This window comes from Chryseobacterium lineare (assembly GCF_977014045.1).
The window spans coordinates 105,118-117,517 of record NZ_CDRNIQ010000001.1; the positions used below are offsets into that span (position 1 = coordinate 105,118).

The following is a 12,400-nucleotide window of genomic DNA, read 5'->3' on the forward strand; positions in this document are numbered from 1 at the left end:
AAAGTCTTCCGATTTGGAAGACTTTCTTTTATTTTTTTCGTGTAAAGTTTTTGTTCTTAGGCTTCTTAAATCCAACAGGTGCAGATGAAGATTCATTATTCCTGTTTTTGGGTCTCGGAGGATTTGATCTTGGAGGTCTTGGTTTGTCGGCTCCGGCTGTAAAAGGTTTGTTATTAGAATCTCTTTTCTGCGCGACAAGATTGTCTGTGTGGAAAGGATGATCTTTAATCACAGGGATCTTTTTTCCGATCAGCTTTTCAGTATTTTTAAGATTTAATAAATCCAATCCGTCCACAAAAGAAATAGAGGTTCCTTCCGCACCGGCTCTTCCCGTTCTTCCGATTCGGTGAACATAGGTTTCAGAAACGTCAGAAAGCTCGAAATTAATGACGAATTTAAGCTCATCAATATCAATTCCTCTTGCAGCAATATCAGTGGCTACCAAAACCCTTGTCTTGCCGGATTTGAAATTGTTTAAAGCATTCTGACGCGCATTCTGGGATTTATTTCCGTGAATAGCTTCCGTCGTAATATGATCTTTCTGCAGTTTTCGGGCAATCTTGTCGGCGCCGTGTTTAGTTCTTGAAAAAACCAGTACGGAATCCGAAATATCATTCTTTAAAATATGGGTCAAAAGGTCCAGCTTATTGTCTTTTTCCACAAAATAAACCGATTGCTTTATCGTATCCGCAGTTGAAGAAACCGGTGTTACTTCTACCTTCACAGGATTGTTGAGAATAGAATCTGCAAGTTTCTGAATCTCTGCCGGCATGGTAGCCGAGAAAAATAAAGTCTGTCTTTTCTGAGGTAATAGCTTGATAACTCTTTTTACATCATGCACAAAACCCATGTCAAGCATCCTGTCAGCTTCGTCCAATACGAAGATTTCAATATTTTTTAGACTGATGATACCCTGTGAGATAAAATCCAGTAATCTTCCGGGAGTTGCTACCAATATATCAACACCTTTTTTCAATGCATTTTCCTGATTTCCCTGCTTTACACCTCCGAAAATAACGAGATGTCTTAACGGTAAATATTTTCCGTAGGCTTTAATATTTTCTTCAATCTGGATTGCCAGTTCTCTGGTAGGTGTCAGGATTAAAGCTTTGATATGATTAGTGGGCTTATTTCTGGAAAGATTCTGTAAAATAGGAATAGCAAATGCCGCCGTTTTTCCAGTCCCTGTCTGCGCGCATCCCAGGAAATCTCTTCCTTTCGTAATTTCAGGAATAGATTTTTCCTGAATGGGCGTAGGGTTGGTATATCCTTGTTCCTTAATTGCTTTTGCAATAGGCTCGATTAAGTTTAAATCTGTAAAATTCAAATGAATTGTTTTTATAATTACAACAAAAATTCCTTCATCTTGAAGGAATTGTATTTTGCAAAGGTAGTTTAAATATTTTTAAATAAGTTAATTCACTTTTGTCCACTGCTGATTCTTTCTCAGATCCTCAAAAAACTTGTACAATTCTGATAATTTTTCACTTCCGCGTTTACCGTAATCTTCAATGTGTTTTGTGGTTCCGTCTGCAAACTGGATCCTTAGATGTGAGGAAGGAAGATCAGTTACATTCTTTTCTCCGTAATTATCATTAAGGTTTTTTACGTCAAGTCCGTCCAAAAGGGCAATCAGTTTATTGTAATCTTCCTGTTTAATGGTACCTTTAAAAGTTCCTTCGCGAGGTTTTGAAAATTCATCTTTGGAAGGTTTGTCACTGAAATTAAAATGTTCTGCTTCAAAAACTGCAGTTCTGTCAGGATTAATGGTCAATTTAAAAACCGGGCAGAATCCAAAGCAAGGTGTCGCTTCATACTCAATTTTAGAGTATTTTGAATCCAATTTCTGAGAAGTGCATGAAAATAAAAAGATGAAGGCACAAATGCCAAGTAAATATTTCATAGTATAAATTTGTTTTTGGTCTTTCAAGAACCGTTCCAAAGGGAGATGTAAGAAAATATTACAGAGAAATTTAATGTAGCAAAGGGCTTTTCAGATAATTTTTTGTTATTTTGAGGCTTGTAATTTCATGCCTTTTATTCATGTATAATTTTTTTAAATCAATTGCTAAAGTTTTAATTCCCCAGCAAGTACTGATCAATAATGAAGAAAACTTCAGAAAATTAATGATTCCTTTTTATAGAGGAAATAATAATGAATGTAATGTTTGCGGAACAAAACTGAAAGGCTTCGCGGAATTGCCTAATGGAGAAAAAATATGTCCGATATGTGGCAGTCTTCCCAGGGCGAGAAGGCTCTATGATCTTTTGGAGACAGAATTTCTGAAGCCAGGGATTTCCTTTCTGGATTTTTCTCCCTTCAGAATTTTATATAAAAAATTAAAAAGTAAAAAAAACATCCAGTATTTTTCATCAGATTATGAAGACGATTTTCTGGCAGATTATCATTTCGATATCAGAAATATAGATGTTGAAGATAATAAATTTGATCTTATCACGTGCTATCACATTCTGGAACACGTTATTGAAGATATAGATGCCATGAAAGATTTGTACAGGGTATTGAAACCCGGCGGTAGTTTGTTGGTGCAGACTCCGTTTAAAGATGGCGATATTTATGAAGATTACAGCATTACGACTCCTGAGGACAGATTAAAATATTTCGGACAGGATAATCATGTAAGGATATATTCCGTTGAAGGTTTAAAAGAAAGACTCGAAGGCGCAGGTTTTAATGTTGAAATAAGAAATTTTTCGGCTGACCGTTACTATGGATTGTCGGATCAGGAAAAAATACTGGTCTGCACAAAATAAAAATTATTAATTGAATAAAAAAGGAGAGACTCGTAAGTTTCTCCTTTGTTTTTTTTGAATGTTTTATTTAAATCTGTATCCTACGCCGGCCTGTAGAAAACCAATTTTAGTTTCAATTCCTCCTTTATTAATTTTAATAAAATTAAAATTATATCTGGCATCTACGAAAAACTTGTCGTTAATTTTATATTCTGCACCTAAAAATGGAAATAGGTTAAGTGTTTTGGCATTAGAATTAGTACTAAAAACATTGTCACCGGAATCTGTACGCTTTATTTTATCTGAAATATTAAAGCCAAAATTCATTCCTGCAGAAGCTGAAAGTTTAGGGATAAAATAATATTTTAGAGAAACAGGAACCTGAATCTGATTAAACTGGTGGTCATATTCAGCATCGTCCATTTCTACCACATTATTATTGACGATCTTTACCCATGGATAGCTTTCTTTTCCACCAATTTGGGTATAAAGAATTTCTGCCTGAACACTGAACGTAGAAGAGATAGACTGTTCTCCCAAAATTCCGACATAAAAATAAGATTTAGGATCTATTTGACTGCCGAAAAATTTCATATTGGATAATGAATATCCTGCCTTTACTCCAAAATTAATTTTTGAATCTGATTTGGAATTTGCATTTTCCTGAGCATTTGCAAATGCTGATAATGATAGTAACAAAGCGAGTGCAAGGTTCTTTTTCATGTTTTAAAATGTTATGGTTTTAATTTTTAATTAGCATAAAAAAGTACACGGTAAGGTGTACTTGTATTTTGGGCAAATTATTGAAAATTATCCATGCAATTGCTTCCAGATGGCATCTTTCAACTCAATAAGACCTTCTCCGGTAACGCCCGAGAAAAATAACGGTTGTTTGTTTTCCGGAAATTCTGCGGCGATTTCCTTTTTCAGTTCGTCATCCAGAAGATCAGATTTTGAAATGGAGATAATGAAATCTTTATCCATTAATTCAGGATTGTACTCTTTCAGCTCATTTTCCAATATTTTAAACTCCTGGAAATGATCTTCAGAATCAGCCGGAATTAAAAACAAAAGGATGGAATTTCTTTCGATATGTCTTAAGAATCTGTGTCCTAGTCCTTTACCTTCCGCTGCTCCTTCGATAATTCCCGGAATATCTGCCATTACAAAAGATTTATAATTTCTGTAATCAACAATTCCTAAATTGGGTGTTAAAGTGGTAAATGCATAATCGGCAATTTTCGGTTTAGCCGCAGAAACAGATGCCAATAAGGTAGACTTTCCGGCATTCGGGAAACCGACAAGACCTACATCTGCAAGAATTTTAAGCTCAAATACGACATAACCTTCCTGACCATCCATTCCGGGTTGCGCAAATCGGGGAGTCTGGTTGGTAGAAGATTTAAAATGTTCGTTTCCTTTTCCTCCCATTCCTCCTTCCATCAGGATGATTTCCTGACCGTCTTCCATGATTTCTCCGATGATCTCTCCGTCTTCATTTTTGGCAATTGTCCCGATCGGAACTTCGATATATACATCGGCTCCGTAAGCTCCTGTTAATTGGTTTTTTCCTCCGTTTTCACCACGTTCCGCTTTTACGTGACGGGTATAACGAAGAGGGAGTAAAGTCCATTCGTTGGCATTTCCTTTCATGATGACGTGACCGCCGCGGCCTCCGTCGCCACCGTCAGGTCCACCTTTAGGAATGTATTTTTCACGGCGAAGATGTGCAGAACCTGCACCTCCATGACCGCTTTTACAATGAATCTTTACGTAATCTACAAAATTTGACATAATTTTTAATCGTCAGTTAATGGTTGACAGTTGATGATGATGACAATCAACTGTCAACGATCAACTTTAATCTATTTTACTTTTTCTACTTCAGCGAAAAGTTTTTCGGAGATTTCGTTGATGTCTCCGACACCATTGATCTCTACATATTTGCCTTGCTGCTTGTACAGTTCGGCCACTTCTGCTGTTTTTGCGTAGTATTCTTTTATTCTGTTTTCGATGATCTCTACATTGCTGTCGTCTGATCTTCCGCTGATTTCTCCTCTTTTCAAAAGTCTTTCAACTAAAATCTTATCTTCAACGACCAATGAAAGGCAGATGTCGATCTCATCATTCAATTCTTCTTTTACGATTTTTTCCAGCGCTTCTGTCTGAACAGCAGTTCTCGGATAACCGTCGAAAATAAATCCTGCAGTATCGGTCGGTTTTCTGATCTCGTCTACCAGCATATCAGTTGTTACCTGATCCGGAACGAGTTCTCCCTTATCGATATAAGATTTTGCAAGTTTCCCCAATTCTGTATCATTTTTCATGTTGAATCTGAAAAGGTCACCTGTTGAGATCTGCTTCAAATTGAATTTCTCGATTAAGTTTTGCGCTTGTGTACCTTTTCCACTTCCCGGAGGGCCGAACAGAACAATGTTTATCATAATGTTGAAGGGCTTCTGGCGATTGGCATATGGCTTTTGGTTTTTACCATTCGCATATTTGCTTCCTGCCTTTAGCATTTTTAAGTTATTATTAAATTTATTTCTTTATTTTACTTTTTAAGCTAAAAGCTATCAGCTAATAGCCAACAGCGTTTAATGATTGATTTGTCCTTCTTCCAGTTGGTACAAATTGGGTAGATTTCTTCCCAGTTCATCGTAATCCAGTCCGTATCCTAAGACAAATTTATTGGGGATTTCCTTTCCGATATAATCCAGCTTGAAATCTTTTTTATACACTTCGGGTTTCAATAAGAAAGAAGCTATTTTTACCGATTTCGGGCGCTGTGTTTCATTGAAATATTTAAAAAGACTTTCAACGGTATTTCCTGTATCTACAATATCTTCTACAAGAATGATATGGCGATCTTTTACATCTTTCGTAAGTTCCATTTTCTGGTAAACAATTCCTGTAGATTCTGTTCCTGCATAAGAGCTCATCTGGATAAAAGCAATCTCACAGTTTCCGGGATAATGCTTCAGAAGGTCCGAAAAGAACATGATCACCCCATTCAGAACTCCGATGAAAACCGGAACTTCATCCTTATAATCTTCATAAATTTTTAGAGCCGTAGCTTTTACAATCTCCTGAATTTCGGCATCCTCCAGATAAGGAACGAAAGTTTTGTCGTGAACTTGAATACTTTCCATAAAATTTTTAGTAGTCTGCAAAGTTAAGGATTTTTGATGAAAGTATTTTATGAGTTTGAATAGGATTGTTTTAGGGTAAATGAATTCTGTGCATTCTGAACAAAGTAAGGAAAGTAATTTACCATGAATAGTATTTAAATCTTATAAAATACTCTCAGGGGTCCTTTAGTTATTCTTGCCATTTTTTACATTTTTTTAAATTAACAGAACTAAAATAGAATGAAATTTTCCATTTTCAAGCACTTGTGAAAACTATGACGGGAATTGACGGCTTTTGACCGGTTTCCGAGGTACTATCCTTAAGCGACTACCTTTTGAGAGAGTGTATAGGCGTTCATAATGCATTCTGAACTCTGAAAATAATGTGTCTTTGCGAAAAGTTTTCAAAACAATATTGAGCTATCATACTTTGAATCTATCACCCATGTCAATAATTATATTTTGTTCATATTATTTTAAACAATCTTTCTAACATTTTCAATCTTTCTGAAAAAACATGATTTTCAAACTAATACTACAATATTTTCTTTTTCTTGGGATTATTTTTGTAAAAAAAATTTAAAAACTAATTAAAATCATGGAAACAATCTTTCCGTACATTTTTGATGTATATACTTTTATTTTCCCAGATCACAGTTTTCGGTAGTATTCCCGGACTTTCTTTTCGTGAGAATAATGTAAAAGACAGTATTTATACAACAGATTCTTTAACAATAGACTAATGAACTATCACCTCGTTAAAAATCCTGCAGCAAGAATCAAAGAATTCGGAAGATGAGCATATAATTATATTTATCACGTCAAGTTCTGCCGCTTACGGTTCTGATTTTTGCCTTAAGGAAGAACAATAAAAATAATAAAGACTTAAACCTTTTCACTTTGATGATTAAAAATTAATGGTGGAATATTTAAAGTTAATTAATATAATAAACCATAATGATGTTTTATTAGTAAATTCTTAATAATATTTAAATTATTTATTGATTTTAGTGTTTTATGGATTGATATATATTAATAATCGTCATAATATTATTTTTTATTATATTTTTAGTAAAACTAATTTTTTAAATTTAATAACCATAATCCCGGATACTTTTTTCATAACAGTAGCAAAAAAATTAACCGTTTATAAAAACGGAATACTCAAATAACATAACCCAAACAAAATTACAAATGGCAGAAAATGAAATCACTGCAGATTCGATTGCAGAGAACACCCCGACCCAAACACTTTTTAGATTTGTGAGCTTACGAAGTCCTCAGCTTTCTGATGAAAAGAATCAGGAGAAGAGATTTATTCTTTTCCCTGAAGCGATGAAAACCGATACTGTTTTTTATAAGCCTGTAACTGAAGGTACTGGATCTAAGCAAAAACTCCTACATGAGAGAGCTGAGGTCTTTAAAACAAATGCAGACCGAATTGAGAATTTAAATGATTTTAAAAATGAATTTAATGATCTCTGTATGTTTGCTTCCTGGCTTGCCGTAAATAAGGCGACTTGTACTTATGAAGAATTTCAAGCCAAAAAAACGGAGATATTGCCTCCTATCTATCCGACTCCGGAACTTCATGTTTTATGGAATAATTTAATTTACCAGGTAGTTACACAAGAAAATTTCTATCTCAAGGAGACACTTTTACAAATGCTTTTGGCACTACATACTCTTGCTGTTACAGATGAGGACGATGTTTTGCTGGCTCTTGCAGCGAAAGTTGTTCTTCCAAAAGAACTGATATTGGATGATAATAACATAACAGCTATAACTTCCGGTTCTAGAGCGCTGTCTAATGAGGTTGTGCAAACCCTTCCTACTGATGATATGAAAAAACAGCAGGAAATTTCTGCTGCAAAAACAAAACTCAGTAGAATTGAACTGTTGAACAGGAATCTTTCTGCCATCATAAAGCAATACAAAAAGGATTATGAGATAGAAATTAAGATTCAGAAGCAAGCACATCAGGAAATGATAATTCCGCTTCTTGAAGAATATGAGAGAGCTGTTGCCGCAGCTAAACAAGAATATTGCAGCACGCGTCCACCCGGAACAGAATATAATCCTGAAGATCCATGCCAGCAGCTTCCAATAGTTCCTTTTCCAAGACTGCCGGAGTTTGAGTTTAATTTTAGGGATGAAGTAAGTGCAGAATCGTTGGTAACAGATCTAAAACCGGAAAATTTAGAAGCTTTACTCGACGTATTAGGATATAAGTTTGATCCAGAAAGAGAACAGTCTTCACGTTCCGTAGAAGAAAATATTAGTGATCTTGAATCTGTTTTAGAAGGGAGGGATACATTTGGAGAAATCAGCACTGCAGTTGATAAAAATGTAGAAGAGCTAAATAATCTGATCGTTCAGAATTTTCAGGGAAATGAAGAAGTTTATAAAAGTATAGGAGGTATTCTTATTCCTGTATCAAAGACTGTTTCGGTTCCTTTTACTTTCCAGATTTGTCCAAATTTCATATACAAAGGATATACCCTTAATTTGGCTCTGAATGTACCCGATTCCTCGTGGGATGTAAATTTATTATCTTATGCCCTTACTCCCAATGGAACGCCATCTTCAATTGATGGGGGTTATTTTGTAAAAACCAGAACAGGGAATACCATTTTCTTAAATGATTTATACAACCCAGGTTTGGATTTTTATACTATTCAGGATTCCACATTAAGGATTAAAGTGGTATTTACTAATGGTAGGGTTGCCGAATTCACCGTTCCTGGGATTACGGCAAGGGCATGCAGCTCGGGAGACTTTGTCCTTCAGATGGAAGAAGGAGAGCCTCCTGTAGTTATTGAAGATGAGAATAACTTTATTCCATCCGGATTTGGCTTTAAAAATATTGGTATTGCAGATTATCTAAAGGTTGAGCAAAGTACCCATGCATATGTAGAAGGAGAAGTAGCCCATATAGAAAATGTAATGGCCAGGGAATACAGGGAGAAATCTACCAGAAGATTAAGAAGAAGCGAAAATACAACTACTACATCTTCTGATACCGAAAGAGAACAGCTTACAGATACCACTACAGCTAATCGTTTTGAAATGCAGAGTGAGATCTCGAAAATGGCACAGGAAGCTTCCGATAATAGTACACAATTTGGTGTAAATGCTGGCTATAGTAAGGGCGGTTTTTATGCTAATGCAAGTTTAGGTTTAAGTAATGCTCATCATTCCTCAAAAGAAGAAAGTACTAGGCAGGCAACAACCCTGGCGCAGGATATTACCTCCAGAGCAATGGACAGAATTGTTTCCAAAGTTCATGAGGAAAGAATTGAAAAAATTATTGATGAATTTGAAGAAAACAATTCTCACGGTTTAGATAACAGGAAAGGAGACAAACACGTTGTAGGGGTCTATAGATGGGTTGATAAATTAATGAAAAACCAGATCTATAATTACGGCAAAAGAATGATGTTTGAATTTATGATTCCTGAACCTGCAAAGCTTCATTTGCTGGGAATGAAAGAAGTGAAAGATCCTGATCAGATGGATTTAATAAAGCCTGTAGACCCAAGAGCTGAAGGTGGTATGCAAATCAGTGATTACAGTGCTTTGAACAATGAGATAAAATTAAAATACTGGCTGGGTAAGTACAATGCTGAGATTGATGAGAAGCCGAGAGAACTTTTTTCCGTTACCAAAGCTTTTGCAGGTCGGGACTCTGCATTTACCGGTAAAGATGACGGAAATATTCAAGTCGTAAATGGAAACGGTGAAGTTATTATTCCGGAAGGGTATATTGCTACTAGTGTTGAGTATGTATTTAATACCTGGCCTCATGGTTTTAATGGGAATCATGCCGCTTTTATGTCTATAGCAGGTAAAAGTTCATCATGGATTACAGATGCCGGAAGTACCCAGATAGACGGTACCATTGATGGATTGAATGTAAAGGATAGGCTGGAATTTTCTTTTGGAACCGGAGAAAGCCCGATTATACAAGGGGCTTTAAATATCACCTGTGAACTTACTGTGGAAGCCAGAAATGCATGGCTGCAAAAGACGTTCAATGCTATTATTAATGCCTATGAAGATGCGCTTACAGCTTACAATAATGCTAAGGCAGAAGCGGATAATAAAGCTGTAGTCATTAAAGATTCAAATCCTAATTTCTACAGACAAATTGAAAATACGATTTTGCGTAAAAACTGTATCTCCTACATGTCAGACAGAACAGCGGATTCTACGCGTGGATATGGCTTGTCCGGATTAACACAAGGCAATTCATTTAATGATTATGAAACCGTTCTTTCATCAAAACTGGATCAATACACTGCTTTTGTCAAGTTTATGGAGCAGGCTTTTGAATGGGATAATCTTTCTTATTACCTGTATCCTTATTACTGGGGAAATAAGAAAAACTGGATAGATCTATATCAATCGGAAAATACAGACCCATTATTCAGAAACTTCCTGCAAAGTGGTATGGCACGGGTGATTGTGACGGTGCGCCCTGGCTTCGAAGATGCAGTCCAATTCTATCTGGCAACCGGTAAAATCTGGAATGGCGGTGAGGTTCCTGTTATTGGAGACGAACTTTATTTATCGATAGTGGATGAAATGAAACAGCCAAAAGGAGAAAAACAAGGAAAAGCTTGGCTCACGAGACTTCCTACGACATTAAATATCCTTCAGGCAGAAAGTATTGGGCTAAAAGTGGCACACGCTTTACCATTTACCACAGAAAATCCTGATGACTTTGAAGTACCATCGGAAGTAATTACTCCGGAGAAATTCAATTTTGAAAAGAATAATAACCTTTTGGGTATTCAACCCGGAGAAGAAGAAAAAATCATTACGGGAGACTGGCTTTAAGAAAACTATTAAATTAAAAAACAAGATTATGTCCAATATAGGAAAAATTATAAGAGTAAATGCTTTGCCACCAATAGGAGAAAGGGAGACTAACGTTATTTACCAGGTAGCGGTACCGGGTGGGGCTACTTACACGGATTATGCGGTTGACGAAAGCGGTGATTTAAAGACCCATGCCGTTGTAGACGGATCAATTCCTGTGGAACTTTCAGACAATCATGTAAGCATTACTGATCCTGACCTAATAGCAGAAGGCATCGCGAGCCAGGCCAATTACAATACAAATATCCGCGAAAGAGTAACCTTAAAATTAGATATTCCTTCAGTAGACGGCAACGCTCAGGATTATCCTAAAATTATAGGGATGAATGATAACGGAGAAGTGGCAAAACTTCCTGCAGGTGATTTAGGAAAAAATATGATGAATGCAAACCTTTCAAATAGTTCAGCAAGAAGCCATACCCTTAATGCTTCATTTTCGATCAATACTTTAGGAAATCCCTATGTATTATCCGGTTTGCCGAATAAAAATTCTGATACCGCTAATTTTCAAAAAGTTGTAGTTCAAAATACAAGTGGGCTAAATGCTGTGATAGACAGCAAAAATCTACTCCTGGAAATGCCAAACCAATTGACAGAAGCAGAAAGAGCATTATGGAAGACTAAAATGAATGGGGGTTGGAATACAGGAACCATGAGTGTAGCTTTAATATCCCCGCCCGTTGTGGATAAAACAGATCAATCTTTCTGGGTCAATCTTAAAGGAGCAAATTTAAATCTCCCTTCTACCAGCTTTAAAATTGAGTTATGTACTCATGATAGTGTTTCTGCTGATACTGCTACTGTCATTAAAGAAATACCGGGTGCACAGGTTCAGCTCTATACCAATGGTATTGATCTGACATTTTATTACAACTTTAAAGATATTCCGGTTGGACAGTATAAAATAAGGTTATGGAATGGTGTTGCATGGTATTTAACAAGTTTTACCATCAATGTGGTCAATCAAATTCAGCGAATAGCGTTAAATAACATTGTCTGGCAAAAGAAAATATACAATGATGCCGTATCACCTGCCATCATACAGTCCGGATCATCGGTGAGTTATAATTCCGATAGTACTATAAAAACTCCCGCAGATGACTCTTCTTTTATTGCAGCCAGGATGACCAACGAGTTGATTGGTGCTGACGAAGATTTTTATATGAATGTTGAAATTACAGGCAAAACAGCGAAAATTAATATAGGCAACACAGGTATGACTCACTTTGTCGGGCTCTTAAATCCGGCGAATACTGTGGCACTTATAAACCAAACCATTGTTAACGTAAGGTTGCAACAATCATACTGGTACCCAATGGCTATAATGTTTGCTGATAATTCGGCAGAAGCCTTATCTACCAGTGATCCGACTTATGCCCTTAATGCAGTATTTGTAAGACGTGGCGTAAACTGGACTGTTATTGTAAATTTTAATAATAAAACGGTTATCCATACCAAAACAGGCTATACAGGCCCCATCGCTTTTGGAATGTATAATATGAATACACTGGGAAATACCGGTGTAATCGCCAATATCGTTGAAATATATAAACTATAATATATACCCAACTTTTGAGATAACTCAGTATTAAAAAAGGCAGAGCCTGAAAAACTCTGCCTTTTTATTTTAG

9 protein-coding genes are annotated in these 12,400 nt (G+C 36.1%); 3 read left to right on the top strand and 6 right to left on the bottom strand.

Annotated features, from left to right (window positions below; all coding sequences use genetic code 11):
- Positions 1–28: 28 nt before the first annotated feature.
- Together ACWNCI_RS00425 and ACWNCI_RS00430 are read right to left on the bottom strand one after the other, a co-directional pair.
- Positions 29–1,327, bottom strand: a complete 1,299-nt coding sequence (locus ACWNCI_RS00425) for a DEAD/DEAH box helicase (protein WP_449386721.1) — start codon at positions 1,325–1,327, stop codon at positions 29–31.
- Positions 1,328–1,414: 87 nt separating this feature from the next.
- Complete coding sequence (locus tag ACWNCI_RS00430; protein WP_346986187.1) at positions 1,415–1,903, bottom strand: DUF6438 domain-containing protein; 489 nt, start codon at positions 1,901–1,903, stop codon at positions 1,415–1,417.
- 140 nt (positions 1,904–2,043) lie between these two features.
- Here ACWNCI_RS00430 and ACWNCI_RS00435 point away from each other — a divergent pair, with 140 nt between their 5' ends.
- Positions 2,044–2,775 carry a class I SAM-dependent methyltransferase gene (locus tag ACWNCI_RS00435; RefSeq protein ID WP_449386722.1) on the top strand — a complete coding sequence of 244 codons (732 nt, stop codon included), beginning with the start codon at positions 2,044–2,046 and terminating at the stop codon, positions 2,773–2,775.
- A 63-nt stretch (positions 2,776–2,838) separates the two neighbouring features.
- Here the strand turns inward: ACWNCI_RS00435 and ACWNCI_RS00440 are convergent, their stop codons facing one another.
- The 4 genes from ACWNCI_RS00440 to hpt form a co-directional block, all read right to left on the bottom strand.
- The gene (locus tag ACWNCI_RS00440) at positions 2,839–3,477 is read right to left on the bottom strand and encodes a porin family protein (protein ID WP_449386723.1); all 639 of its coding nucleotides are present in this window, start codon (positions 3,475–3,477) and stop codon (positions 2,839–2,841) included.
- An 87-nt stretch (positions 3,478–3,564) separates the two neighbouring features.
- Positions 3,565–4,548: a GTPase ObgE gene (gene obgE / locus ACWNCI_RS00445; protein WP_346986185.1), complete on the bottom strand. Its 984-nt coding sequence runs from the start codon at positions 4,546–4,548 to the stop codon at positions 3,565–3,567.
- 71 nt (positions 4,549–4,619) lie between these two features.
- Positions 4,620–5,198, bottom strand: coding sequence for an adenylate kinase (locus ACWNCI_RS00450; RefSeq protein ID WP_449389473.1), 579 nt, complete (start codon positions 5,196–5,198; stop codon positions 4,620–4,622).
- A 153-nt stretch (positions 5,199–5,351) separates the two neighbouring features.
- A complete protein-coding gene (gene hpt, locus ACWNCI_RS00455; protein ID WP_042721800.1) occupies positions 5,352–5,906 on the bottom strand; it encodes a hypoxanthine phosphoribosyltransferase in 555 nt (184 codons plus the stop codon).
- A gap of 1,173 nt (positions 5,907–7,079) precedes the next feature.
- On the opposite strand from hpt, the gene ACWNCI_RS00460 reads away from it, so the two are divergent.
- Together ACWNCI_RS00460 and ACWNCI_RS00465 are read left to right on the top strand one after the other, a co-directional pair.
- Positions 7,080–10,727, top strand: coding sequence for a hypothetical protein (locus ACWNCI_RS00460; RefSeq protein ID WP_449386724.1), 3,648 nt, complete (start codon positions 7,080–7,082; stop codon positions 10,725–10,727).
- 28 nt (positions 10,728–10,755) lie between these two features.
- Positions 10,756–12,327: a hypothetical protein gene (locus ACWNCI_RS00465; protein WP_449386725.1), complete on the top strand. Its 1,572-nt coding sequence runs from the start codon at positions 10,756–10,758 to the stop codon at positions 12,325–12,327.
- Positions 12,328–12,400: the final 73 nt, after the last annotated feature.

What these genes read in the sequence shown, in the direction of transcription:
- ACWNCI_RS00465 (WP_449386725.1), top strand. Translation starts at nt 10,756, where the DNA reads ATGTCCAATATAGGAAAAATTATAAGAGTAAATGCTTTGCCACCAATA.
- ACWNCI_RS00460 (WP_449386724.1), top strand. Translation starts at nt 7,080, where the DNA reads ATGGCAGAAAATGAAATCACTGCAGATTCGATTGCAGAGAACACCCCG.
- obgE (WP_346986185.1), bottom strand. Translation starts at nt 4,548, where the DNA reads ATGTCAAATTTTGTAGATTACGTAAAGATTCATTGTAAAAGCGGTCAT.
- hpt (WP_042721800.1), bottom strand. Translation starts at nt 5,906, where the DNA reads ATGGAAAGTATTCAAGTTCACGACAAAACTTTCGTTCCTTATCTGGAG.
- ACWNCI_RS00430 (WP_346986187.1), bottom strand. Translation starts at nt 1,903, where the DNA reads ATGAAATATTTACTTGGCATTTGTGCCTTCATCTTTTTATTTTCATGC.
- ACWNCI_RS00450 (WP_449389473.1), bottom strand. Translation starts at nt 5,198, where the DNA reads ATGATAAACATTGTTCTGTTCGGCCCTCCGGGAAGTGGAAAAGGTACA.
- ACWNCI_RS00435 (WP_449386722.1), top strand. Translation starts at nt 2,044, where the DNA reads ATGTATAATTTTTTTAAATCAATTGCTAAAGTTTTAATTCCCCAGCAA.
- ACWNCI_RS00440 (WP_449386723.1), bottom strand. Translation starts at nt 3,477, where the DNA reads ATGAAAAAGAACCTTGCACTCGCTTTGTTACTATCATTATCAGCATTT.